Source organism: Acinetobacter calcoaceticus (genome assembly GCF_900520355.1).
Classification (GTDB): domain Bacteria; phylum Pseudomonadota; class Gammaproteobacteria; order Pseudomonadales; family Moraxellaceae; genus Acinetobacter; species Acinetobacter calcoaceticus_C.
Genome location: NZ_LS999521.1, coordinates 125,489 through 152,074, shown reverse-complemented (window position 1 = coordinate 152,074; position 26,586 = coordinate 125,489). Strand labels below are relative to the sequence as shown.

Here is a 26,586-nt window from a genome sequence, read left to right as displayed (position 1 = left end):
TTTTCGCATGATACCAAAGGATCAGTATCCAAGTGATGTAAAAATTCTTCGAGTCGTTTCCATTAACGTAAATGGCTTGCGTTCTTCGGTGACGAAAGGCTTACTTGAATGGTTAGAACAATCAGATGCCGATGTCGTATGCATGCAGGAAAGCCGCATTACCCATGAACAATGGACTGAAAAATTTAGACCCGAAGGATGGCATACCCATCTCTTTCCAGCAGAGCGTGCAGGTTACGCAGGGACTGCCATATATAGTCGTTTACCCTTTGTCTCTGTTAAAGACGGTTTAGGGTTTGAACTGGCTGACAGTCAAGGTCGCTTTATTTCTGCTGAATTTGATCTAGGTTTGTCACATCCGGTACATATTGCGTCATTATACTTACCTTCAGGCTCAAGTGGTGAAGAAGCGCAAGCCCGTAAAGATTTATTTTTAGGTGAATACGCGAAAATCTTAAAACAATGGCGTGATGAAAATAAGTCAGTCATCATTTGTGGTGACTACAACATTGTTCATAAACGGATTGATATTAAAAATTGGTCGGGTAACCAAAAATCATCTGGCTGTTTGCCGCATGAACGCGCATGGCTTGATCATATTTATGATGAACTTGGTTATGTTGACACATTCCGTGTAGTTCGAGCAGAAGCCGAACTTTATTCATGGTGGTCAAATCGCGGTCAAGCTCGTGCAAAAAATGTTGGGTGGCGTATTGACTACCAAGCCTGCTCACCAGACTGGCAAGCACGTACAGTTAACGCATGGGTCTATAAAGATCAATGGCTTAGCGACCATGCACCAGTCATTATTGACTATAAAATTCAAGATTAAGTGAACACTCGTTCACTTACCTTGTCGTTTTCGCTTACAGCATCTGTCGTTTTTGAGTATTTTTCTTACACAGCTTTAACGGCATTATAGCTGCACGGCACAGGGAAGCAGTCAGGATGACGCAAAAGGATAGGACGCCGTAGGAAGATAAAATAAACTTATGATAAGTTTATTTGCAAGGATGTGACATTGGACGTTGAAATGAGACCCGCATGATCAGGATGATTAAATGCGGGTTTTCTCTTTTCAATCTCTTATTTTTTGCGCTAAGTTTTTTTAGTTTTAACTTCTTCTTATTAAACCCATTATCGCTTTGTCTTATGACAATAACATGACATTTCTCTTTCGATTAATCATAATTTTTCATTTGTTTTAAAAGTATCTGTATAAAGTAGTGCTCAAATGCTTTTTGGGTTAGGCTGTGGGCTCTCTCTTTTTGACATGGTCCGATAAAATGTTAAAAATTTATGGAATCAAAAACTGCAACTCAATGAAAAAAGCATTTGATGCTTTACAAGCCAAAGGGCTTAACTATGATTTTCATGATTATAAAAAACAAGGTATTGATGCAGATACTCTAAAAATCTGGTTAAAAGAAATTGGGCAAGATACGGTTTTAAACAAAAAAGGAACCACTTGGCGCAAGTTATCAGAAGAAGAACAAACGCGTGCGTTAAGCAGTGAAGACCATCTTATTGAAGCACTTATTGCTCAACCAAGTTTAATTAAAAGACCCGTTTTACAAACCTCCCAAGGTTTTATCGTCGGTTTTGATGAAACAACCTATCAAAATATCCAAGCATAAAAAAACGAGCCATTTGGCTCGTTTTTTTTATTAAAACTTTTAGTTAGCGCGAATCCACGTTTGGTTACGACCAAGGGCAGAAACGCCAATATAGCCACGCAATTTAAGCTTCTTACCGCCGTCTGTTAACTCACCTTTTAATTTGTAAGTTTTGCCAGATTTAGGATCTAAAATCGTACCGTTTTCATAACTGTTGCCACCTACATTTTTTAAATTATGTACAATGGTGACGCCTTTTAGCGGTTTATTTTTGTACGGACCTTCACATTTTGTACAAGCGTTTTCTTCGCCTGGTGTCAAAATGTTTTGAATAGTAGCAGTTAAGGTTCCATCCTTCTGTTCCGTAAATTTAACTACGGCTTTTGGCTTATTGGTCTGATCATCAATTGTTTTCCATACCGTTCCATTGAGTGTATCAGCCGCATTGGCAAATGCAGCCATACCAATGAGTCCTAAAGCTAAAGCAATCTTTTTCATTTTTGTAATATCCTTGGGTCTTTCAAGATTTTAGTATTCAGAAGTCGCAAAGATATTGCAATTTTTGAATGTGACTGTTTCGTGTAACCTTGTAATCTTGCAAAATAAAATTTACAAGAAAACAAGAAACTAGCATAAAAATGGATGCTCTATGAATATATCAAATGTTTGGAAATATTACTTTACAGAAACTTTTCTTAAAACAACAATTCGCAAGCCAAGTCAGCTAAATTTACCGCCTACTGCCTTACGTCCTGTTTTAGACCAAATGTGTCGTGCTTTTCCACGACAAAAAAATGTCTCTGTTCGCCCAATTCGGCTAGCAGGCATTAAAGGTGAAGAAATCAAACCACAAGATCATGCTACTCAGCTGATTTTTCACATTCACGGCGGTGCTTTTTTTCTTGGTAGTGTCAAAACACACCATGCTTTTATGACAGATTTGGCCGCTCGCACCCAAATGCAGGTTATTCATGTAGATTATCCGCTTGCGCCTGAACACCCGTACCCTGAGGCAACTGAAGCTCTATATGACATCTATCAATCTTTAGTAGTACAAGGCGTTCAGCCAAAAGATATTATTTTATCGGGTGATTCATGCGGAGCAAATTTAGCACTGGCGCTTTGCTTACGCTTAAAAGAACAACCTGAAATCATGCCAAGTGGTCTGATTTTATTATCTCCATTTCTGGATTTAACGCTAACCAGCGAGTCTCTTAGATATAACCAGAAACATGATGCCCTGCTTTCGCTTGAAGCCCTGCAAACAGGGATCCAACATTATATTGGTAATCAAATTGCAGCTGACGACCCACGTGTTTCACCTATTTTCGATGACTTGCATGGCCTACCGCCGACTTTGATTCAAGTAGGTTCTAAAGAAATATTATTAGATGATGCCAAGCGCTTTAGAGAAAAAGCCGAAGATGCAGGTGTTAAAGTTCAATTCAAACTTTATACAGGTATGTGGCATAACTTCCAGATGTTCAATGCATGGTTTGATGAGGCTAAACAAGCATTGGCAGATATTGCTGAATTTGCCCATGAGCTCGATAAAAATTAATTTATCTATAAATGATGTGAATAGTCCCGCAAACTTTTCACATCATTATCTTTATAAAAAAGTCATCATGTATAAATTGAAAATCATGTTATGTTTAAAATATAAATTATTTAAACAATCCAATTTTAGGATGGTCCAACAAAGAGGCATCTATATTTAGGAGCCCTTACTTATTATGAAAAGTCGTTTAATCACTCGTCCAATACATAGAATAAAACAGGTGATAATCGATTTCATCCACCATAATCACATCATCAACTGGACACCATTACAAAAAAGCGCACTCATGCTCACACTTGCTTGTGCAATGAATTTTAGTTGGATCTTGTGGAAAGCTTATATTTTAATTACTCCAGATATCTGGCAATGGGCAAATTTACCTTTAGTTGAGTCGCAAATCCGGCTCAATCTATTCACCTTATTTTTATTAGTTTTACTGATTATTTCCTGCTATTGCTATAAAAATTATGAATGGGCTCAAAGAATTATTCCTTTCATTAGTGTGCAGTTTTTTGCACTCATGCTATGCCACGATGGATATTTAATTGGAAGTATTAGTCCCGCCACTATGGTCGGTTATGTCGGTACCATTGGTGTAGGACTCGTGTTATTTGACCGAAAAATTGTTTATAGCGCTCTCGTACCTGCAACGATTATTTTAACGGTATGTACGTATTTAAGTATGAGAGGCACTTTATCTTATGCGCCGTTATTTAATCTTATTGCTATGCAACGTGCTCAAACCAATCCTTTTTGGCTGGGAAGTATGGCATTTTTTATTATGCCGATTTTATTGGCCTGTTTTGTTTTATTTGAAATATTATTGACCCAATGGCGCCAGCGCGAAACTTATATTCAACGTTTAAGTCAACTTGACCCATTAACCAATGTATTAAACAGACGTAGTTTAAACACGCATTTAGAATCGCTACACCAACAGCAATTTGATTATGCGGTGGTACTTCTGGATATCGATCATTTTAAAAAAATTAATGATATTTATGGGCATCATCAAGGCGATCAGGTTTTAATTGAAATCGCTCAATGTCTGTCAAAAAACTTGCGTAATGAAGATATTATTGGCAGGTTTGGTGGAGAAGAATTTATTTTACTATTGCCCCATACTGATATTATTCAAGCAGAAAAAATTGCTGAGCGTTGCCGTCACGCTTTAGAAGAACTACCAGTTTTTAGTGCTCAAAATAATCCCATTCATATTAGTGCAAGTTTTGGAATAAGTAGTTCAGCTTTTGCACAAGACCCTTATCTTGTTATCCGACAGGCAGACCAAGCCCTCTACGCGGTAAAAGCTTCGGGACGTAATCAGGTGCGCACATTTCATCAGATCGAAGCTATTAATACCTTATGATTCTTTTAGTTTCGCCAAGTTCGCGAGTTGCTGCAAAAGCTCTTGCTGACTAAAGGCACCAGTTAAACGCAAAGCACGAATTTCTTTTTGCTCTGGGTTTAAAAATAGATACGTTGGTGGCCCTAAAATATTCCATTGTTTCAGTAGCGCTTCATGCGACTGATCATAATGGCTCAAATCAAGCTTAATTAAATAATATGGCGTAAGAGCAGATTGAACCTCGGGTGCTTTTAAAATACGGTGCTCAATCGGTTGGCAGGCAACACACCAGTCTGCATAGACATCAATCACAATGGCCCGATCAGCAGGCGCTGCTGCTAAAATCTTTTGGAAGTCTGCCGCGCTAGCCGCAACATGCCACTCGACCATGTGATCAGAACTTTGCAAATTTCGATTATGAATATGCTGATATTGGTTATAGGCTACAAAAGGTGTAACGACTAACAATAAGATCGCGTAGAGCCATTGTAGCTGTCCCTTTTTCCAGAAAAGCTGATAAAGTGAATAGACAATAAAAGCGAGTCCTAATACGAGACTAATTACTTGCATGCCCCAATCTGGCAATAAAGGACGAATAAAGTAGAGGCTTAAGCCCAACATCAGAAAAGCAAAAATTACTTTAATCTGATGCATCCAATCGCCCGCTTTAGGTAAGAATTTTGCACCTAAAATACTTGCCAGTAACAACGGAATTCCCATTCCAAAACCTAGGCAGAATAAAAGCAAAGCACCTTGCCATTGATTTTGTGTTTGAGAAATAAATAATAAAGTTCCAGCGAGAGGTGCGGTCATACAAGGACCCACCAAGAGTGCAGAAACTACACCCATAACTCCAGCACCCACTAAAGTGCCACCTTGTTGCATTGACTGAATGCGGTCAAGTCGATTTAACCATGTTTGTGGCAAATGAAGTTCAAACAAACCAAATAGGTTGAGTGCAAATACGATAAACAACAAACTAAAAGCAATTAAAGTAGCAGGCTGTTGTAGCCAGCGTTGGAAATTCAAGCCTGCTGAAGAAGCAATTAAACCTAAACCTGCATAAACCAATGCCATGCTACAGACAAAAGTAAGTGCAATAGCCCAAGCTTTTAAGCCTTTATGCTCTCGAATAATTAACGAAGTTAAAATAGGAAGCATCGGTAAAGAACATGGCGTAAATGCGAGCAGCATGCCTAAACCTAAAAATAATAAAATCCCATACCAAAGTGAGTGTTCAATTAACTTCGCTGACCAGATCTGATCTTGCGCAATTTCTGGCGTGGATGGATCTATTACTGGCTCTGTACTCTGCTCTTTTTCTAAAACTTTTGAATCTGAAGAAGCTTCTGGTTGGGAATTTGCCAAATCCAGCAAACGTTTTGGTGCTGTTCCAGCTTGGTTTTGTACACCAACTAAACCATCTGCATCAGTTTGAAACTCAATGGTTTGTGGTGGGTAACAAATCCGATCTTTGGCACAGCCCTGCCAAGTCACACTATAGTGTTCAGAAGGTTTCGTCTTAATTTGGAAATTAACTTGATGATAGTAAACCTGACTTTGCCCATAATTTTCATCATATTGAGCAACAGCTTTAGGTAACTTTAAAGCTAAAGGTTGAGTACCTTGTTGTACGGTAAATTTATGCTGATATAGATAGTAATTTGGCTGAATCTGCCAAGATAAATTCGCAGTATGCGACTCAGAAGATTCAACCGAAAATGAAAAAGCTTGTTCAGGCGACAATAACTTGTCCTGCGCAAAGATAAATTGGCTAAGTACAAGCGAAACAATTGCCAGAAAATAAATGATTCCTTGCTGAATAAACTTTTTCATTAACATCTAATCAATCGTTCTTTAAAACAAGAACGATACGCCTAAGCCACCGTTATAACTCTTATCTTGCCCGTTTAAATCTACCCCTACACTTGCATCAAGCTGAGTACGATTATTTACCGCATAAACCAGACCTGTACCTAGACCATATTCATAGTCTTGGCTTTCAGCTTTACGGTAAATGAACTCTGAATAACCTGAGAGCTTACCTGCAATTTTATAGTCAATAGTTGGTACAGCTGTCACTGCCCAATCACTATTTTGCACTTCATAGCGCATGGTAATTGAAGTACCTACTAAATCACTATATTGGTAAGCTACCGCAGAGGTAAGACTATAAATGTCGTCATGTGCCGTAAATTCATCATTTCCGGTTGCAATGATCGCCTCAGCCAACACTGCCATAGACAGTCTGTCATCTTTTAAATCAATCGCTTTTTTTAAACCGATGCTTACGTCACCAAAGCCCGAAGTATCATTTTTTTTGCCAGCACGTTTAGTCTGAGTCCATGCCGGACCCTGCCATCCTAACTGTAATTCTAAGTCACGGGCCAAACCTGTACGGAACAACATATCCTGATTTAAGGTTACGGCCTTTTCTTTAACACCATCAACAGTTGCTTCAGTATAGGTTACGCTTGGTAAACCTTGCTCCCAAACCAAATTACCTACGGGGGTAATACCCGTCCCCATTCCTGCCCCTGGGCGGTCAAACGAGAACTCAGCTGCAAAAGTACTTCCAGCAGCAACAGTAGATAAAGCAAAAGTTAAGACTTGTACTATTTTCATTTTAATATCCAATCAAGTAGTTAATTCTTTTGTCATTTTAGCCCCATGACGGCGCAATAACTCTAATGTTTCACGCTCTTCTTCAAGCGATTCTGCCCAATCTATTTCATCAAAATCACAATCAAAAAATAACTGACTGATCGAAGATAAAATAGTAAGTCCTTCTTCATCACGTGTGTTTGGATCTACTTTTTCATCAAGTAAACGTTGAACGGCTGGCGCACATGCTGAGCTTGCAGCATCCCATAACGGACCATAGAACTCTTCTGCATCCCAAAGATATACATTGGCTTTGGCCTGAATCAAAGCTTCGAGAATATCGAGGTAAACTTGCAATGCTTGTTGCTTTTCTTCTTTTGATAATGGTGTACCTGCTTCATAAGCTTCTGATACATTTTCCCACCATTTAAAAATTCCGTCACAGATAATTGATACAGGTGGTCCTTGTTCCGGATCAATAAAGTTCGGATCAAGTCCGTCAGCAAGTAATTTCTGCACTTGCGCGAGTTCTAATTCTTCTATGGCTTTAATTAAAGCTTGCTGCTGGGTGGTTAACATGACCATCTCTCAAAAATATATTAGGGCTATTATGCCTAATCTCTTCTCCAGATTTTAGAGGTTGATTGCATAGCATTGCAAACCTAATGTTGTGAATAGTTTTATTTTCATCAAATATAAAAAAAGCCCCGAAGGGCTTTTTAGCATTTTCAATTAAACTTCATCATCAATGAATTCTGGTTGCCCACCTCTCGGGTGTTCTTTTTTCTCAAAAGTATGTTCGAGGCTACGTTTTAATTTTTCAATCGCGCCATGAATTGAAGCATCAATATTGCCTGCTTTATGGTGCACTGCAACTGGTTTCAAACCTGAAGGACGTGCTTCGATCATACATTGGATGTCTTTGTCGCCACTTTTATCCCCATTTTCATCACTAAAATGAACCGAGAAATGTGTAATACGTTCGCTATGACGTTGGAATTCTTGAGTAAGTTCTGCACGTACATAAGTAATTAAACGTTCACTATTATGGATGTTTTTATCTGTGCGGATTTCAATATTCATAAATACCATCCTCTCTTTCTTACTGTGGATCTTTTCTATGCAAAACTTTTTTATCTTGGCATGTTTTAAGCATGCATAAATCGAGTTCAATTGTACAGTTTGACGGTGTAATGGTTTTTTATCTCCTCACTTGACCGTATTGTTTTGGAGTGTTTTAGAAGATCTTCTATCTTCAATATCAGTCCATCTATAAAAATATGCAAGCTGATTTTTTAAATTTTTATGAAAATTCGAACAAAAGGAGAACAATCGTGCTTGAATCTTATCTATCTGGAGCCGAGCTTATTGAGCAAATTCAAAAATCTCCTTATTCACGTGATTTAATCGGTTATCACGGAAAACCACCACAGGTTCAGTGGCCTAATCACGCCAAAATTGCCATCCAGTTTGTTCTTAATTATGAAGAAGGTGGCGAAAAACATATTGAGCACGGCGACGCAGGTTCTGAGCAATTTCTCTCTGAAATTATTGGTGCTGCAAGCTACCCAGCTAAACACATGTCGATGGACTCAATGTACGAATATGGTTCACGTGCTGGATTTTGGCGCATTCATGCTGAATTCCAAAAACGTAAGCTTCCAATGACCATTTTTGGAGTTGCAATGGCGCTTGCCCGCAACCCGTATATTGTAGAAGCCATTAAGCAAGCTGATTATGATGTAGTGTCTCATGGCTACCGCTGGCTTCACTATCAAGATACTGATATCGAACTAGAAAAACAGCATATGGAACAAGCTTTATCTGTTTTAGAAAACTTGTTTGGAAATAAAGTGATAGGGTGGTACACCGGACGTGACAGCCCCAATACTCGTCAGTTACTTGCAGAGTTCCCACAAATACAATATGACTCTGATTATTATGGTGATGACCTGCCTTTTTGGGTGACTCTGACCGATGTTTCTGGTGCATCCCGCCCACATTTAATTATTCCTTACACCTTGGAATGTAACGACATGAAGTTCTGTTCACCGGGAGGTTTTAATCACTCGGAGCAGTTTTTCCAATATTTAAAAGATAGCTTTGATGTGCTGTACGCAGAAGGTGAAACTGCACCAAAAATGATGTCAATTGGAATGCATTGCCGCATTTTAGGGCGGCCCGGCCGTTTTAAAGCATTACAAAGATTCCTCGATTATATTCAAATGCATGATCGTATCTGGATATGTCGACGTCAGGATATTGCTGAACATTGGTATAAAAATCACATAACTGAATAATTGATTTTTAATTTTCAAAATTCATAAGTGAATCACAAACCACTATTGGCACTGTTATTGCTAAAACTCTATATCACGACAATGAGTTTAGGAATAACAGTGTTTTTAGCCGAGTTTAATCAAGCCCCACCCGCACAACTCAAGACTTTGTTAAAAAACTGTGTCCACATTCCCGCATGGGCCGAAAAAATCATCTCAGAACGTCCCTATTTATCAAAAGCATCTCTTCTGGAATATGCAGAAAATTTAAGTCAAATGTGGACTTGGCAAGAGATAGAAGCGGCTTTAGCAACCCACCCCAAAATTGGTGAACGGCAGGCAAAAAATCAGCTCAATGCAAAAGAGCAACATTTTTCAAATCAAGAACAGGCCGGCATTTCTCTAGATGAGAAAACGCAGCAAGCCCTACCGCAAGGCAATCTCGATTATGAACAAAAATTTGGCTTCATTTTTTTAATTAAAGCAGCAGGCTTAAGTAGCGAAGAGATTTTAAAAAATCTACATGACCGTCTTCAAAATGATTTAGCCACAGAAAAAATAATTGTACATGAGCAACTCGCAGCGATTGCCCTCTTACGTCTTTCTCAGGAAATACAAGCATGATCAGCACTCATATTTTAGATACGAATTTAGGCAAACCAGCTGCACACGTAGAAGTGAAGTTATTTCATGCAGAAACCCATGAGCTGATTGCGACAGCAACCACCAACCCAGATGGTCGAGTGAGTGATTTTGAACTAAAAGACTTGACTAAAGGGGCGTATCAACTTGAATTTGAAATTGCGCCTTATTTTTCATCGCAACAAGTCAAAACTTTTTTCCCGCGTGTTTGTATTCAATTTTTTATAGAAGACATTAATCAGCATTACCACATTCCCTTACTGATCAGCCCGTTTGCTTACTCCACTTATCGCGGCAGTTAAAAACAGAATATAGATAGGAGAAAAATATGAATAGTCAGCAAAAAACCTCTATTTCTCCAGAGCATGAATATTTAGGAATATCCAAAAGTTTTGCTTACGGGTTACAACATGTCCTGACCATGTATGGTGGCATTGTAGCCCCACCCCTGATTATTGGAACAGCAGCTGGATTAAGCTCAGCACAAGTCGGAATGTTAATTGCAGCAGCCCTATTTGTAGGTGGATTGGCAACACTGATTCAAACCATTGGAACCAAATATCTAGGCGCAAAATTACCTTTAGTTCAGGGCGTGTCTTTTGCTGGTGTGGCAACCATGGTGGCCATTATCACCACAGGAGGCGGCCTACCTGCGGTGTACGGTGCGGTCATTGCCGCATCTCTGATTGGCCTATGTCTTGCGCCTTATTTTTCTAAAATTATTCGATTTTTTCCACCTGTTGTAACGGGCTGTGTTATTACGATTATTGGTTTATCTCTATTACCTGTCGCAGTTCGCTGGATGATGGGTGGTAACAATAAAGCACCTGACTGGGGTAGCGTAGAAAATATCTCTTTGGCCTTGCTGACCTTAGGTATTGTGATTGTTCTAAATATGCTGCCTCAAGCCAGCATTCGCCGTTTATCAATTTTATTGGCGATTGTTGCAGGCACTATACTGGCCTACTTCATGGGCTTTGGTGATTTTAGTCAAGTGAGCTCTGGTGCATGGGTACAATTCCCACATTTATTTGCATTTGGCTTACCAACTTTCGAATTAAGTGCAATCTTGTCAATGCTGATTGTGACCTTAGTCATCATGACGGAAACCACAGCCGATATTATTGCTGTCGGCGACATTGTAGGAACGGAAGTAGATGCTAAACGTATCGCCAATGGTGTTCGTGCGGATATGTTTTCAAGTGCTTTCGCTCCTCTCTTTGGTTCGTTCATGCAAAGCGCTTTTGCTCAAAATGTAGGACTAGTTGCGATTACAGGCATCAAAAGCCGATTTGTAGTGGCAGCAGGTGGATTCATCCTGATTATTTTGGGGCTACTCCCTATTATGGGGCGTTTAATTGCAGCGATTCCAATGCCCGTACTTGGTGGTGCAGGTTTAGTCTTATTTGGGTCAGTTGCAGCGAGCGGAATTCGCACTTTGGCAAAAATAGATTATAACGATCAGAAAAATTTAATTATTGTCGCGACTGCTTTATCTGCTGGTATGATTCCAATTATTAACCATGAGTTTTATGCTCATTTTCCTGTTTGGGTACAAACTTTGTTCCATTCAGGCATTAGTTCAACTTGTATTTTTGCTATCTTGTTGAATTTGTTATTTAATCATTTACCTACATTTCGCAGCTCGCGTACCCCACATTTAAGCCAAACAATAAAGACACAAAATACACATTAATAATTCAGTTTTTAGCGCCCCACTTCGGTGGGCCTTTTTTTAACCGTTGATCAAATTTGGCTTCATTTTTGCTTAAGACAATGTATCCTTAGCATGCTTTATTTGGGGGGAGATCATTTAAATGCAATTAAAGCAACTTGCGGCAACTTGTGCCTTGTTATCTGCAACTGCCATGGTTCAGGCAAAACCAATCTGGCAAGATTTTAGCGTGACTGGACTTTATGGTGAAAACTATGAAGTTGTAGATGAAAAAGAAACCACGATTACTTTGGAATATGCAGCGAAAGTTAAATACGCTGATGTGTTTTTCTTCATGGACCACATGCGTGGTGAAGACGATCATAAAAGTACATATTTTGAGTTATCACCACGTTTAAGCTTAGGCGAAGTGTCAGGTAAAAAACTGGCGTATGGTCCAGTAAAAGATGTGCTAGTAAGTACCACGTGGGAAAGCAACTCCCAAAATGGCAACAACTTCGACAACTTTCTTTATGGCTTTGCAGTTGATTTAGATATTCCATATTTCCAATATGCAAATTTAAACTTCTACCGTGCAAATAATGAGAACACTGACGACGATTACCAAATGACGTTTGTTTATGGCATTCCATTTAAACTCGCATCTGAAGATTTCTTGGTAGATGGTTTCCTTGACTGGTCAACTGCAGAAGATGACCATGCCAGCGAGTTAAACTGGACCACCCAATGGAAATGGAATGTAGGTAAACACATTTCTCCTGACACACGTTTATACCTCGGTATTGAACACTCTGTGTGGAATAACAAATTCGGTATTAAAGGTGCTGACGAAAATAACGTAAGCGCATTGGTTAAATACCACTTCTAAAATTTTAATTTAGAAGATTAAACAGCAAGGAAAATTCCTTGCTGTTTTTATTTTAATCGAGTGGATTACCCACAATATTACTAATAATCCCCTGCATAATATGTCCACCTTGCTCACGGCGTAATTCTGCATACCACGCTTGTGTAACGCTTTCATCTTTCATATGCGTCACATCGCAGCGTTTTCTCGCACGAAGTACCAATTCATTGGCACGTTCATTACGCTTATTTTGATAGCGACGCAAAGCGTCTTCGACACCTAAAGTATTAATTTGCAGAGAACGTGCTAAATAAATAGCGTCTTCCATTGCTTGGCAACCGCCTTGTCCAATATCAGGTGTCGTGCTGTGTGCAGCATCACCTAAAATCACCACGCGACCTTTATAAAACTGGGTGAATGGCTCAATATCATGTATTTCTACGCGATTGGTCTTTTGCGGGTCTAAACGTTCAATGAGCTGCTGTACTGGTAAACACCAATCAGCAAAATATTGTTTTAAAAGTTTTTTATATTCATCTCGATTATTTTCTAAACCTGCTGGTAAAGGCACATCTAAAAAGAAATAGAACTTGCCATCTGCAACTGGCATTAAAGAAGCACGCTTGCCTTCCCCCACATAAGTCGTCCATTGCTCGGCCGGTGCTAAATCTTCAGATATTTCAACCAGACCATTCCAGTTTACATAACCCGCGTAACGGCGCTGTACTTGCTGCCCCAACACATAGGTCCGTGTAAGTGAGTGAGTACCATCAGCCCCTATCAGTAAGTCAGCTTGTGTAGAACTACCATCTGCAAAATGAACCTCAACAAAATCAGCCTTATCCTCAAGATTGACCATTTTTTTGCCTAAATAAATCTGATCTCGGCCAAACTCATCCATCAACATGTTTTGTAAATCGGCGCGTGCAACTGGATAAGGTCTTTGTCCGACTTCTTCAATTAATGGCAGTAAACTGAATTGTGTCATCACATCTCCAGTTAAACCATCTACATAGGCCAAGTCATCCATTTGTCCACCAAGTTGGGCGATTTTCTCGGTTAATCCCAGATAGTTTAAACATTTCACACCATTCGACCACAGCGAAATTGCCGCGCCGACAGGAAGAATTTTTTCAGTTTGCTCATGAATGCGAACTTGATGACCAAATTTCTTTAATGCAATGCCTGTAGTTAGACCTCCCATTCCCGCACCAATAATCACCACATTCATGACACTCTCCTATAGATATTCACCTATAGGGTGCTTATGCTAAAAACATGCCATCGTTCAAAATTTATTTGGCTTTTCCACAAAACTGGCATGCACCATGCTTATATATTTAAGGATAAAACTCGTCTTAGCACGCTCAGTGTTAGGGCTGTTTTAAATGAAAAATCATGTTTTTAATAAGAAATACGGATACTCCATTATGGCAACACTGCACGCTCCAGCTTTTGAACTTCCTGAAATTTTGAATACAAAAACCAATTTGGCAGATGCCCGAATTGGTGCACAAATCATTGAGTGTTCAGATGATTTCTTTGCAGAAGCAAAGCGTATGCTGCAATTTGAAGCACCTATTTTTGTTGAAGATAAATTTGATGACAACGGTAAATGGATGGACGGTTGGGAAACGCGCCGTAAGCGTCATGCAGGCTATGACTGGTGTATTGTGAAGCTTGGTGTGAGTGGGAAAATTAGTGCGCTTGATATTGATACCAGCTTTTTTACAGGAAATTATCCTGCATCTGCATCATTAGAAGCTTGTTATGCACCAAATGATGACCTTACAAGAGCAAAATGGGAGAGTCTTTTAGGAAATACTGAGTTAGGCCCAAGCCAACATCATATTTTTATGGTCAATAATGGTGCACTTTTCACTCATATACGCCTCAACATTTTCCCAGATGGTGGTATTGCCCGTTTACGTGTCTATGGGGAAGTTCATATTCAGGTGACTGACAGCGAGCAAACACTCGATTTATTGGCCCTAGAAAATGGCGGTCGCGTAGTAGCGTATAGCGATGCCCATTTTGGACATCCACGTAATTTGCTTAATCCCGGCCGTGGAGTCAATATGGGTGATGGATGGGAAACCAAACGCCGCCGAGCACCGGGTTATGACTGGTGTATTCTTGCATTGGGTAAAAGCGGGAAAATTGAGAAGCTTGAAATTGATACGGCTCACTTTAAAGGAAACTTTCCTGCCCAAGTCTCCATTCAGGCGGTTTATCTTGAAAATGCAACAGATGCACAATTAATTCCACAGAGTATGTTCTGGTCTTATTTACTTGAAGCTCAACCTATGCAAATGGACCATATTCATGAATATGTGAATGAAATTTTGCAGCATGAAAAAATCTCTCATATTCGTATTAACATGATTCCAGATGGCGGCATTAGCCGTGTACGTTTATGGGGAAAAATTGCCAAGTCATGATCATGAATAGTGTCCAAATTCAACCCTTAACAATTGAGAGCTTTCAGCCCTTCGGAGAAGTCATTTGTTGTGACGGGCATGACTTTTTTCATATTAATGATGCCCACACCGAGCGCTACCACGCGCTCGTTGAAACCGAAATTGAAGGTGAAGCAAAAACGGGGATCAGTATTTTTCGGAATATTAAGGCCAGCGTGTTACCTCTGGAAATTTCGATGCTTGAGCGTCATCCAAAAGGTTCTCAAGCATTTATCCCCTTACAACAACAAAAGTTTTTAATTATTGTAGCACCCGCTTTGGACGAGAATATTCCCGATATTTCAAAGCTATGTGCATTTATTTCGGATGGAAAGCAAAGCATTAATTACCGCGCAGGTACGTGGCATCATCCGCTACTTACCTTTGAAGCACCGAGTGATTTTGCAGTAGTAGACCGAATTGGAGGCGGAGCAAATTGTGATGTTTTTCAATTTCCACACGCTATAAAAATTACTGTCTAAACTTAAATATATAGATCTGTCTATTTAAGTTTGATGTCTAAAAACCAATAGTAGAAACCGTTGTGGTGATTTCCAACAATTTAAGTTTACATAAAAAATCCCCGTTCAACTGGCGGGGACTTTTTTAATAGATTTTTTAGACAGAAATATCTGCTAAATTGCCTTTTTGCTCAAGCCATTGCTTGCGGTCCGCGGAACGTTTTTTAGCAAGTAATTTATCAAGCAATCCTGCTGTTAAATGTGTATCGTCCAAATCAAGCTGCACCAAACGACGTGTATTTGGGTCCATGGTCGTTTCACGTAGCTGAATCGCGTTCATCTCACCCAGTCCTTTGAATCGGGTAATTTGCGGATTTCTATTGCCTTTGACATTTTTCAAGATGACTTCAAGCTCGTCATCATCAAGGGCATAATGTACATCTTTACCTATATCAATACGGAATAATGGTGGCATTGCTACAAACAGGTGACCTTCTTCAACCAATGCAGGAAAGTGTTTAACGAACAGCGCACATAACAAAGTCGCAATATGTAAACCATCTGAGTCCGCATCGGCCAAAATACAAACTTTGCCATAACGTAGCTCGGACAAATCATCGCTACCTGGATCTACCCCAATTGCGATCGCAATATCGTGAACTTCTTGAGAAGCCAAAACTTCATCTGAAGAAACTTCCCAAGTATTTAAGATTTTTCCACGAATTGGCATGATCGCCTGAAAGTTTTTATTGCGTGCTTGCTTAGCACTGCCACCTGCTGAGTCACCCTCAACAATAAATAATTCACTGTCTTCTCGCGTTTGCCCCACACAGTCAGCCAATTTACCCGGTAAAGCAGGCCCAGAAACAATCTTTTTACGCTCAACTTTTTTAGCCGCTTTTAAACGACGACCCGCTTTCGAAATCGCCATTTCTGCCAATTGCATGGCAATTTCAGCATGTTGGTTCAGCCAAAGTGAAAAAGCATCTTTAGCGATATTTAAAACGATATTGGCCGCTTCTCGGCTTGATAAACGTTCTTTGGTTTGACCCGAGAACTGAGGTTCCTGAAACTTGAGTGATAAAATATAGTTCACGCCATCCCAGACATCTTCTGCTGAAAGCTTCAGATTACGCGGTAACAAGTTACGTAACTCACAGAACTCACGTAATGCTTCGGTCACCCCTGAACGTAAACCGTTCACATGAGTACCGCCTTGGGCAGTAGGAATCAGGTTCACATAACTTTCTTGAACCTGCTCGCCGCCTTCTACATTCCAGCAAATTGCAAATTCACATGCCGCACGATCTGCCTGCCCATAACTCACAAAAGCCGGATTTGGCAAGATTTCACGATCTTGCAATTCATCCATCAAATAGTCGACTAGCCCATTTTCAAATTGCCATTCGATTTTTTCATCATTAATTTGATCAATATAGATAACTTTTAAGCCTGCTGCTAAAACAGCTTTGGCTTTTAAGTTATGTTTGAGTGCTTTTAAAGCAAACTTCGGACTGTCGAAATATTTAGTTTCGGGCCAAAAATGTACGGTCGTACCTGTCGCACGTTTTGGGACTTTGCCTTCTAACACAGTTAAAGGAGCAACGGGTTCACCTTGCTCAAAAGCCATCTGATAAAGATTGCCCTGACGTTGTACTTCTACCTCAACACGTGTTGATAAAGCATTAACAACAGAAATACCGACACCGTGTAAACCACCAGAAAACTGGTAATTATCAGTACTAAATTTACCACCAGCATGGAGCTTGGTCAGAATAATTTCGATACCGCTTTGGCCATACTCAGGATGAATATCAACTGGCATACCACGTCCATTATCTTCAACAGATAACGAACCATCTTTATAAACTGTGACACATATTTTGTCGGCATGACCCGCTAATGCTTCATCAACAGCATTATCAATAACTTCTTGGGCTAAATGGTTAGGTCGAGTCGTATCGGTATACATACCTGGACGACGACGAACAGGGTCTAAACCGGAAAGGACTTCAAGCGATTGAGCCGTATATTGTGTCACGTTGTACGTTTTCCTTATTTGATGGTGTGCGCAAAGAATTCGATCACTAACGGTAATTTTTCTTCAAAATCTTCCATAGCATGATTGCCATGAGCATCCGTCAAAATCAATGAGGATGGGGTTGCAGCACTATAATAGCGTTGTGCTTGACGATAATCCAAAATTTCGTCGCCTTGTTGCAACAAGACGAGTATTTTGTCGGCATTTTTAGGCTGTTTCAGTTCAAGTTGTTGTAACTGTCGTAACTGAACATGATCAATTGACCACTGATCGTTGACCACATAGGGCATGCTTTCAACTTGAAACAACTCATCAAACAACTTCCATGGTTGCATAGCAGGGTTAATCAGTACAGCCGGAATGTTATATTTCGCGACAAAATATGTCGCAAAAAAACCACCCAAACTACTTCCGACCAATGCAACATCATCCAGACTTTCAATAAGCTCTGAAACTTGCTCAACCACCTGATCTGGAGATCTATTTAGGTTTGGCAAATGCACTTTAATTCCTAATTCGCTACAATACTGCCGTAAGCTCAATCCTTTAATCGAAAGAGAGCTACTATTAAAACCATGGAGGTAGATAATATTCATATATTTCCCTCTAAATTGAGACAAATTTCACAATTTTGTTCTCAGTTTGTATAGAAAAGCACAATTGTCAGACAAGAAAAACCACTCAACTAACCATTCATCAGTATTTTAAAAAAATGTGTTATTTAAACTACTAAGATGGAAACGTTTACTGCCGTTTATAAAAAGTACAGCTTAAAACGTCGGTTATAACGTATATGGGGAAAAGATATGCCGAGCTTAACACCACTACATGAGACTTATTGTAAATGGGATAGTACGCCACCTAGTCAGGCAGATGTATTAGAGGGTTTAGCTCAACTGTTCAGTACCAGCTTAAATGGTGTACATGAATTAATACAAGTCATTAATATTGAAGTATTAAAAAATGCTTTTGGTATTAGTACTCAAAATGCTAAAAACTTTCAAAAAAGACCTTTAGTTCAAAAGGCATATCAGTTTTCTTATGGCGCCTTACAAAAATATGGGAGTTGCTTTTTAGCACCCAGCTTACGCCGTATTATTGAAAAGTTCCCAACGCTCCATGAAAAGCCTCTGACACCAAGTCTTCATTTTTTGGTGGGAATTTTGAATGGTATTTTTGGGGATTATTTACTCAAACAGCACAGTCCTCTCGCCTTGCCAATGGTCCTATACGATCACTACGGAGCTATACAACAAGGTGAGCTTGCGGGTCGTATTGTGATTTTAGTTCATGGTTTGTGTATGAACCATCTGACTTGGTCAAATGCACATTATGGTGGCATTGGGGAACGCTTATTAGCCCAGCGTGACCATAACACGATGTTGTATTTAAATTACAATACAGGCCGCCGTATTTCAGCCAATGGACGCAGTTTCTCAAATTTATTAGAAGATCTGGTACAGCGTAACCCAAGAATTACCAGCATTGATGTGATTGGCCATAGTATGGGTGGACTCGTTTCCCGTAGTGCGCTGTTTTACGGCAAACAAAATATGTACCAATGGATTCATATGGTTGAGAATCTAGTTTGTATTGGCTCTCCACATCATGGTGCAGTCTTAGAGCGTTTTGGTTTTACCATACAAGATAAACTAGGGGCTTTCCCTTTTGTGGGTTTACTGGGTCAACTGGTCAATATTCGCAGTGACGGTATTTTAGATTTACGACATGGTAGTGTTCGTGATGACGACTGGGAATATATGGATGCCCGTATTGGCATGATGGATGATAACCGCGCCCCTGCTCCTTTGCCTTCCCATATCAATACCTTTTTAGTGGCAGGCACCCTCGAGTTTGAAAAAGTACGTAATAAAGCACTTACTGTGATTGGTGACTACTTGGTAAGTATTAAAAGCGCGCTGGGTGAACATCCAAATCCACGTTTTCAGCTCAAAGTTCCTGATTCACATAAAGCCGTGTTTTATGGCTTAAATCACTTTGAAATTCAGTATCATTCAGGTGTTGCCGAGCAGATCACTCGCTGGTTATATCCTCATGTTAATGATTACGTGCAAGAAGGTATCCAAACCCATATTATTGATATGCCGAACTATACGCTCGAAGATTTAGAAGGGATTGTAGAGACGTAAAAAAAGCCCAACTTATGTTGGGTTTTTCTAATTAATTAGCTTTTATGAAGAAAGAGAAATATTATCAAATTTCAACCTTTCAAGCTTTATTAGTAGCTATTTTTCCATTTTTTATATTTAAAACTATATTGTAGGCTGCTGCACCACCATTATTAAAAGTATTTAAAATATAAATATTATTATTCAAATAATATATTTTAAAGTCAGCAAGTTCATTCTTATCACCATCCATACCTTTTTTGGGGAAGAAATATTGCTCTATATCTGTTTTACCAATTTCTATTTTTTTATCTTTATCCTTAATTATAATTTTATCAAGTTGTAAAAAATCATTATTAGGTAGACTACCATCAGTACCAAAGAATGTTTTATCATTAAAATACTTATATTCACCTTTAAAACTTTTATAAAGTTTAGGATCTGAAATAGCTTTTCTTGCATATATTTCTATTATTAAATTTTTATCAGTATAAACAGCTTTTTCTCTAGAATATTGAGATAGATTAATAGAAGTAAAGCCACTAAAATTATTTATTCTATTTTTATAAACAAATCCAGTTACACCATTGCTTGCATTAGCTAAACAAAAATTATTCATCCTTTCATCCATAACACAAGAAACAATTTCGTTATTATTTAATTTGGATATAACTTTAGAATTCAAACTTGAATTTCTTCGTACATTAACGTACCCATCCTTATCTTGAATAAAACCAAAGTCTGCATATGAAACCTCAATAGACCCAATCATTAAAACAATAAAAATTATAAACTTAAGTTGTTTCTTCATTTAGGATAAGTTCCGTGTTTAATTTTATATTTTAATAAAATAGCAATATTATCTTTTAGCTAATATTACTATTATTAAATACAATCAAAGTTCCAATAATTTATAATTATTCCTCATAATCATTACAATCAATTTTCTTATTTTTTAAATTTGCATCAGTTGTATAGCCAATCTTAAAATTTAAATTTAATAAGTCTTCTTTTCTAAAAACCTTAGGGACAATATTCCAAACATTTTTTCCATTAGTGACAAAAACCAAATTAAATTCTGGGACTTTATTATTATTAGTATCAATTTGATACTCTACAGAAAATTCATCTTTTTTCTTATCAACAATATTATATATACGTGGTTCATTTAATTTTTTATCACAAACTTGATATATATAAATCTTATTTTTTAAAATCTTAATTGTACTTTCATTACAATAACACCCACCTACTTCCAACTCTTTTATAACACCATCTTTATACTTAAATGGCTTTATTAAGTTCCCTTCTAAACTATCAAAGTCTAGGTATGACATTCTTAAATCTTTAATTTTAGAATTATTAAAATCACTCAGACATTTATAATTTTCATTATTTGCTTCTTTCCCATTAAAATTACATTTTAAATTTCTATTTTTCAACCAAGAACGTTGATTGTCAACAAGATACTTAACTTCGTTTTTATTATCACTAATATAGCTTTTTATATCTGAATATGTACTATTCAGATCATGCTCACTATTTTTATATACTGTTTTCTCATCTAACTGTTGTGGCTTATAATCTGCAGCATTTGAGCAGGCACTCAAACTAAAGACTAATAGCACACTAAGAAAATTAAGATTAATGCCTTGCATCGTACGTTCCTTTAATAAACAATTGATATTCACTATTACGTCTTTTCGTTAAACCGAGATCTGGAACTTTTTTTCCATTTACAGTTATTTTATTTATATCTAACATTTCTTTAGGCCCATCTTTATAATTACTTTCATTAATAAGCTTACATAAATTTGGGGCTTTACTAGCAATATTCCCGATATTGAATGCTAACGATACTAAAGCATCAAATTCATATTGATATAGAGGAACTTTAATAGCTTTTTTGACATAAGCTTCATGTTTCAAAACATCTTCTTCAAAATAAGTTTTAGCCTGAGATATTGAGATAAAATCTTTTAAAGCCTTTTTACCTAAAGCTTTACATGATGATTGACCTACGAGATGCCCCCAGCCAACTGTACAATATCCTTTAGAATCATCGTAATAGTATGTTCCTTGCCCATCAGGAGTTAAATATTTTCCTTCCCATTCTTGAACAAATAATCTTGCATTTGCACTTGTTGTTAAATTGCTTATAGGTATTCTATTTCCAATTGATTTCTGAGAAGTAGTTTGAGGCAACTGTAAATCAAAACTATTTCTATATCCTTCTAACAATATTGCTAAAGGATCAGCTATATCATCACGTCTCGAATAAAGTCCATGTTCTTTTATTGTAAGATTTGACGCATCATCTAATGAAAAACCATTGCCTGTAAAATATTCAAAATGTAGCATTGAAACATTATGTGCTGTTTTTCCAGCAATAGGTATAGCAACTGGTCCATTCTTATTTTTCATTACACCTGTTTTGCCCAATATTTGGCCTTGCTTAACGGGATCCCCCACTTTTAATGTTATTGATTCTGGATCCAATTCACCATACCTAATTACAAACTCTCTACCATCATCAGTTTTATGCCTAATACTTACTTGATTAGTTTGTAGATAGAATCCTTGCGAAGCTATTACTTTACCTGGTGCTATAGCAACTACGTCAAAGCCACTTTCTGCTTTGCTGACAGGTTTACAATTACTATATAAATCTCTTCCCGCATGCTTTCTATTACCACTTCTATTTCTTCCAAAGATTGCCATTGAAGCATTAGTATCATTGAGTTTAGCTCCCCAATAATAATTTGATAGCTCTCCACCAATATCATTGATAGGTTTTACTTTAAAAGGGAAAATAATACTTGGTTTATAATTAGATATATTCTGTTTTGGATTCCCTGTATCTTGACTTTCAGCATTCATATTTTTTAATTCTGGTGCAGTACTATTAAGAATCTGATCTTTAATATGATTATAGATCTTATCTGCACTAATATCTGGCACCCAATCCGGAGCTTTCGCTAATGTGCCAAACCAATGATCATCTTTATCATCATGATTATCCTTTTTAGCAACTCCATTATTAATGTTAGAACTATTATTTATTTTCTTTGGTTCTCCATTATTTCCTTTGTTTAAAGGTAGCTTTAGTATTTGTCCTTCCGAAATCTTATTTGCATCATTAATTTTATTTATTCTTTGAATTTCTTCAATTTTACAATTCGTATCTTTTGAAATTTTTAATAAAGTATCACCCTTTTTCACTTTATATGTTTTTCTACTATATTGACCAGTTTTCCCTTTCTCTCTCAGCTGAGTTTTTATTAAAACTGATGGACTATATAACTTAACGATAGCATGGCTTTTTTCAAGACAAACTCTGCTGATAAGTTGCATCTGATTTAAAATATTTTGGAAATAAACATCAAGTACAACTCCTTTATCTCTACTTATATCAACAATCGCTCCTTTAGAATTTGTTAATCCTTCAGCAATGAGATTATTACCATTTTTTATTTGATATTTAGCATTTTTAATGGGATGCCCTAGTAGGTCTAATAAAATAAAGGTTACTAAACACTTATTTTTCATTATTTTTTACTCCTAAAGTAAAATCCTCATTATCCCATTCATCAACAATTACATCCCACAGCTCTTGCTCTTTTCCAACTAAAACTTTTATATTAAACGGATCTTCTTTTGTAATTTTCCCAGTTCGCCCATGTTCATCTAAGGCTCCTGAGATAAATGAATTTGTTTCTTGAATAAAAGCTTTATAAGTAAACTGACTAAAATTGCTCTCCCAAAATAAATCATAAACATCTAACTTATTACTATACATAGCAGTATTTGGAAGCTGTGGAACCTCATAAGAAACCTTAGCTCCACTCGTAAACAAATGCTGTCCAGCTTTACTTTCAAACTTACCGCCTGTTGTTGAAAATACGCCATCCGCATTAATTTTGAGCTGAGATCCACCCGCTGTTAATACAATTTCTTTTGGGCTCGTAAGCTCAATTTTTTCTTCAGTAGAAATAAGCTTGATGACCTTCTTGGCAATCGCTTCAATGGCATCGTCTTGCGCTTGTAATTCGAGCTTTCCTTTTGCTGCATAAGCGCGAAAACCCTTTTGTGCAGCAAACAAACTGATTTTGTCTTGTGCATGTCCAATAATATTTTTCTGTGCGCTGAAATTAATTGAACCACTGGCACTTTGGGCAATATCTTGCGACGCTTGCAGAATAATATTTTCAGGTGTCGTTAAAGCAATACCATTTGGTGATGCTAATAACATAAGAGCTTGTCTAAAGATTTTGCCTTGTTCTTGCTGTTGAGTATCGGAACTGCTTTCTAAGCCTTGGGTATAACCCTCCATAAAGCCTTGCAAAGAACTCAACGCTTTAGAAGGTGTCACGTCCAATTTACTGCCTTTACTAAAAGTTCCGCATACACTCATCAAGTCAAAGTCTTTAGTCTCGACATTCCCTAAGACTTTGCTGACCTCTTTAAGACTTTCAAATGGATTTTGATGAATTCGATCTTTAATGCTTGCGAGTTTGCCTTTAATAATGTCAGCACCATGTTCTTCAACATTTTCAATAAAGGCTTTTAAATTCTCTACCGAATCTTTAGCATCGCTAAAGAAAGTATTAAATTCATCTACAACTCCTTTTGCATCGCCACCTAGTGCACCAATATCTTCAATAAAACCACCACAATCTTTTAACGCATGAATAGGATCGCTATTAATCCCTTCTTTAAATAGATTTACCGTGCTATTTAAAGCCTGCCCTGTGGTTTTTAGCTCAAGGGACTGGATGAATTTGGGTAACCGGTTAATCACGTTCAAAGCATCAGTTTGTTGCTTGGCTGCAACTTCACTGAGCATTTTCATGCTTTCATAGCCTTGTGAAAGTAAGGATTGTGCTTGTGCAGCCTCTAAATGATCTGCAATTGCCTGCTCTTGTGCATAGGTACTAATGAGCATGCCTTTGCCCGCACGCACAGCTCCCCACGCATCGGTTCTCAGCTCAAAGCCTTCACCACGACCTTGACTAGTCGATTGTTCTTTAGGATGGCTTAAATTACCTAAATTCAGCTGTGTTGCTGCATGACTACTTTGTAGTTGGGTACTGATTTGCCCTGTCGTATCGTCAAATCGTAATTGGTTAAAACCACTACCGCTGATTTCCTGACTACGAATACCACTCAGTTTTTTAGTCGCAGGAAGCTGTCCTTTCACATCGAACTTGGTTGGTGAACGCTGTGCTTCATGGATGCGCCCCGTCACAAATGGACGGTCAATATTGCCATCAAAGAAGTCAATGACAACCACTTCACCAATACGCGGTAAGAAGCGTGCGCCATAGCCTTCCCCTGCCCACGGAGTCAGTACATCGACCCAAGCCGAGTCGGTATCGTTGTCATTGCTACCTGCACCACCATCATGACCATGATCATCACTACGGGTAAACAGAAAACGGACCTTAATGCGTCCCCATTCATCGACATGGATGGTTTCTCCCTCTGGCCCCACAACTTTCGCTCTTTGCGGGTAGGCAATCGGACGATGCTGTTCTGGATTATATTCAGGTGTAGTTTTGATTTGACGGCGAATTAAAGTCAGCTCATTACCTTGTCGCTCAATATCATCACCACCATGTTTGTCCCATCGACTTTGAGTTAGTAACTGACTAACTTGCTGATGTAGATCTTTTGGTAAATTGTTTTGGTTATAGAAATTTTTAGCGATAATTAGGAACTCTTGATCAACCCCTTCATGTTGATCAACTTCAGGATGCTCTCGGAGATTAAACCAATAGCCGACTTGGCTATCGCGGACACTGCTATAAGCTTTGAAGTATTTGGCCTGACTGGCATACATCTCATTGAACTGCTGATTCAGTTTCTCTAGCTGATTACTAGTTGAAGCAGTAGCTTGATCCTCACCTTTTAAATCTTGCATCCAAGCTGGACTCATGTGCCATGCTTGCTCAAGGCTTAAACTCGCCGAATCAAAATTGTCTGAATGTGTATGGGTAGTGATGACGGAACCAGCGCCTTCTTCTTGTGCTAAGGCATCGGGCTGCCAGCGTTGCACATGTACAGCAGTCGGTTGCAGACTCCGCACCGCAACAAAACCCGTAATACTATCTTGATATTCTGTCGCGCTACTGCGGTGATAGCGAATGCTACGGCGTGCTAAAGCTTGGTACTGGTTATTATCATCAATTAATCTAAGCTTTTGGCCCTGTACCGGAGCAGTAAAATGAGGAACAAAAAGTTCTGATTCATCAACTAACCAACTCACGCCTTCACTTCGCCATAAACGCGTAAGAAAGTCATAGTCGGATTCATTATGCTGCATGATAAATGGACGAGTATCATAACTCTGGCTTAACCCACTCAGGTCTAGGCTTAAACTTGTCGCAAAAAGTGGACTTTTTTCTTGCCATTCTTTGAATAGAACTTCGGTAATTTCTACGATACTTTTATTCATAAAAACACGACTGTTACGGCGTTTATGCCATAAATTTGTCGTGTCTTTTAAGGTCAATTTATAAAGCGTTAAAGCACCATCACTTTGGCCATAACTGGCTTCAGTCACAATTCCTGTAGTTCGAAATAATTGGCCCGAATCTGTAACCTGATCAACAGCAACCTGAACACCTATAAACTGCTTCAATGCAATTTGGGTACTCGTCGAAAGGCAAATTAACTCAGCTTCAATTCCCCCATTTAGCTGATGTTGGCCTTCTATACGTTGTAAAAAAACTTGGTGATTGAGCAATTCATTAGAAAATTGCACGTGGATCGCACGTTTCTGCGCACTTAATCCTACTTTTTCCAAAACATTAAAGATATTAAAAAACATTTTTTATAATCATAAGGATATAAAACGGCTGCACTTTATAAAAAACAGACCTATCTGTCTACAACATTATTCTTTTTTTCAATTCGTTTTTT

General features: G+C 38.2%; 24 protein-coding genes. 12 read left to right on the top strand and 12 right to left on the bottom strand.

Going from position 1 to position 26,586, the window contains the following annotated elements; translation table 11 throughout:
- Positions 1-7: 7 nt before the first annotated feature.
- Both AC2117_RS00700 and AC2117_RS00695 read left to right on the top strand, forming a co-directional pair.
- The gene (locus tag AC2117_RS00700; protein ID WP_133971217.1) at positions 8-832 is read left to right on the top strand and encodes an exodeoxyribonuclease III; all 825 of its coding nucleotides are present in this window, start codon (positions 8-10) and stop codon (positions 830-832) included.
- Positions 833-1,286: 454 nt separating this feature from the next.
- Positions 1,287-1,637 (top strand): arsenate reductase, encoded by a 351-nt coding sequence (locus AC2117_RS00695; protein WP_133971215.1) that lies wholly within the window; start codon positions 1,287-1,289, stop codon positions 1,635-1,637.
- A 39-nt stretch (positions 1,638-1,676) separates the two neighbouring features.
- On the opposite strand, the gene AC2117_RS00690 is transcribed toward AC2117_RS00695, so the two are convergent.
- Positions 1,677-2,114 carry a DUF2147 domain-containing protein gene (locus AC2117_RS00690; RefSeq protein WP_003654111.1) on the bottom strand — a complete coding sequence of 146 codons (438 nt, stop codon included), beginning with the start codon at positions 2,112-2,114 and terminating at the stop codon, positions 1,677-1,679.
- 151 nt (positions 2,115-2,265) lie between these two features.
- On the opposite strand from AC2117_RS00690, the gene AC2117_RS00685 reads away from it, so the two are divergent.
- On the top strand, positions 2,266-3,177 hold the full coding sequence (locus AC2117_RS00685; RefSeq protein WP_133971213.1) for an alpha/beta hydrolase: 912 nt from the start codon (positions 2,266-2,268) through the stop codon (positions 3,175-3,177).
- Between the two features lie 175 nt (positions 3,178-3,352).
- Positions 3,353-4,546: a GGDEF domain-containing protein gene (locus tag AC2117_RS00680; RefSeq protein WP_197730963.1), complete on the top strand. Its 1,194-nt coding sequence runs from the start codon at positions 3,353-3,355 to the stop codon at positions 4,544-4,546.
- Here the strand turns inward: AC2117_RS00680 and dsbD are convergent.
- From dsbD to AC2117_RS00660, 4 genes are all read right to left on the bottom strand, one after another.
- Complete coding sequence (dsbD, locus tag AC2117_RS00675; RefSeq protein ID WP_133971211.1) at positions 4,541-6,367, bottom strand: protein-disulfide reductase DsbD; 1,827 nt, start codon at positions 6,365-6,367, stop codon at positions 4,541-4,543. The two genes, AC2117_RS00680 and dsbD, sit on opposite strands and share 6 nt — an antisense overlap.
- 15 nt (positions 6,368-6,382) lie before the next feature.
- Entirely contained in the window at positions 6,383-7,150 is a 768-nt protein-coding gene (locus AC2117_RS00670; protein WP_133971209.1) for a transporter, read from the bottom strand.
- Between the two features lie 12 nt (positions 7,151-7,162).
- Positions 7,163-7,708, bottom strand: coding sequence for an ankyrin repeat domain-containing protein (locus tag AC2117_RS00665; RefSeq protein ID WP_133971207.1), 546 nt, complete (start codon positions 7,706-7,708; stop codon positions 7,163-7,165).
- Between the two features lie 153 nt (positions 7,709-7,861).
- The gene (locus AC2117_RS00660) at positions 7,862-8,212 is read right to left on the bottom strand and encodes an HPF/RaiA family ribosome-associated protein (RefSeq protein WP_197730962.1); all 351 of its coding nucleotides are present in this window, start codon (positions 8,210-8,212) and stop codon (positions 7,862-7,864) included.
- Between the two features lie 251 nt (positions 8,213-8,463).
- Here AC2117_RS00660 and puuE point away from each other — a divergent pair, with 251 nt between their 5' ends.
- The 5 genes from puuE (at position 8,464) to AC2117_RS00635 (ending at position 12,593) form a co-directional block, all read left to right on the top strand.
- Positions 8,464-9,429: an allantoinase PuuE gene (gene puuE, locus AC2117_RS00655; RefSeq protein ID WP_197730961.1), complete on the top strand. Its 966-nt coding sequence runs from the start codon at positions 8,464-8,466 to the stop codon at positions 9,427-9,429.
- A gap of 99 nt (positions 9,430-9,528) precedes the next feature.
- Positions 9,529-10,032, top strand: coding sequence for a 2-oxo-4-hydroxy-4-carboxy-5-ureidoimidazoline decarboxylase (gene uraD, locus AC2117_RS00650; protein WP_133976111.1), 504 nt, complete (start codon positions 9,529-9,531; stop codon positions 10,030-10,032).
- A complete protein-coding gene (uraH, locus tag AC2117_RS00645; RefSeq protein ID WP_133971201.1) occupies positions 10,029-10,352 on the top strand; it encodes a hydroxyisourate hydrolase in 324 nt (107 codons plus the stop codon). The genes uraD and uraH overlap by 4 nt, the downstream gene beginning before the upstream one ends.
- Before the next feature lie 26 nt (positions 10,353-10,378).
- A complete protein-coding gene (locus tag AC2117_RS00640) occupies positions 10,379-11,746 on the top strand; it encodes a nucleobase:cation symporter-2 family protein (protein WP_133971199.1) in 1,368 nt (455 codons plus the stop codon).
- A 121-nt stretch (positions 11,747-11,867) separates the two neighbouring features.
- Entirely contained in the window at positions 11,868-12,593 is a 726-nt protein-coding gene (locus tag AC2117_RS00635) for an outer membrane protein OmpK (protein ID WP_133971197.1), read from the top strand.
- 52 nt (positions 12,594-12,645) lie between these two features.
- Here AC2117_RS00635 and hpxO read toward each other — a convergent pair whose 3' ends face one another.
- A complete protein-coding gene (hpxO, locus tag AC2117_RS00630) occupies positions 12,646-13,803 on the bottom strand; it encodes an FAD-dependent urate hydroxylase HpxO (RefSeq protein WP_133971195.1) in 1,158 nt (385 codons plus the stop codon).
- 199 nt (positions 13,804-14,002) lie between these two features.
- On the opposite strand from hpxO, the gene alc reads away from it, so the two are divergent.
- A complete protein-coding gene (gene alc, locus AC2117_RS00625) occupies positions 14,003-15,013 on the top strand; it encodes an allantoicase (RefSeq protein ID WP_133971193.1) in 1,011 nt (336 codons plus the stop codon).
- Positions 15,010-15,513: an ureidoglycolate lyase gene (locus AC2117_RS00620; protein WP_197731014.1), complete on the top strand. Its 504-nt coding sequence runs from the start codon at positions 15,010-15,012 to the stop codon at positions 15,511-15,513. Before alc ends, AC2117_RS00620 begins: the two co-directional genes overlap by 4 nt.
- A 136-nt stretch (positions 15,514-15,649) precedes the next feature.
- On the opposite strand, the gene parE is transcribed toward AC2117_RS00620, so the two are convergent.
- Positions 15,650-17,533 (bottom strand): DNA topoisomerase IV subunit B, encoded by a 1,884-nt coding sequence (parE, locus tag AC2117_RS00615; protein ID WP_042895824.1) that lies wholly within the window; start codon positions 17,531-17,533, stop codon positions 15,650-15,652.
- 14 nt (positions 17,534-17,547) lie between these two features.
- Entirely contained in the window at positions 17,548-18,129 is a 582-nt protein-coding gene (locus tag AC2117_RS00610; protein ID WP_042895825.1) for a YqiA/YcfP family alpha/beta fold hydrolase, read from the bottom strand.
- Between the two features lie 210 nt (positions 18,130-18,339).
- Between AC2117_RS00610 and AC2117_RS00605 the strand changes: the two genes are divergently transcribed.
- Positions 18,340-19,683 carry an alpha/beta fold hydrolase gene (locus AC2117_RS00605; RefSeq protein WP_133971189.1) on the top strand — a complete coding sequence of 448 codons (1,344 nt, stop codon included), beginning with the start codon at positions 18,340-18,342 and terminating at the stop codon, positions 19,681-19,683.
- 79 nt (positions 19,684-19,762) lie between these two features.
- Here AC2117_RS00605 and AC2117_RS00600 read toward each other — a convergent pair whose 3' ends face one another.
- The 4 genes from AC2117_RS00600 to AC2117_RS00585 all read right to left on the bottom strand — a co-directional run bounded on the left by AC2117_RS00600 (position 19,763) and on the right by AC2117_RS00585 (position 26,494).
- Entirely contained in the window at positions 19,763-20,473 is a 711-nt protein-coding gene (locus AC2117_RS00600) for an SH3 domain-containing protein (protein WP_133971187.1), read from the bottom strand.
- A 106-nt stretch (positions 20,474-20,579) separates the two neighbouring features.
- Positions 20,580-21,320, bottom strand: a complete 741-nt coding sequence (locus AC2117_RS00595) for a lysozyme inhibitor LprI family protein (protein WP_133971185.1) — start codon at positions 21,318-21,320, stop codon at positions 20,580-20,582.
- Positions 21,307-23,211, bottom strand: a complete 1,905-nt coding sequence (locus AC2117_RS00590) for a glycoside hydrolase family protein (protein WP_133971183.1) — start codon at positions 23,209-23,211, stop codon at positions 21,307-21,309. Before AC2117_RS00590 ends, AC2117_RS00595 begins: the two co-directional genes overlap by 14 nt.
- The gene (locus tag AC2117_RS00585; RefSeq protein ID WP_133971181.1) at positions 23,201-26,494 is read right to left on the bottom strand and encodes a type VI secretion system Vgr family protein; all 3,294 of its coding nucleotides are present in this window, start codon (positions 26,492-26,494) and stop codon (positions 23,201-23,203) included. The genes AC2117_RS00590 and AC2117_RS00585 overlap by 11 nt, the downstream gene beginning before the upstream one ends.
- Between the last annotated feature and the right edge of the window lie 92 nt (positions 26,495-26,586).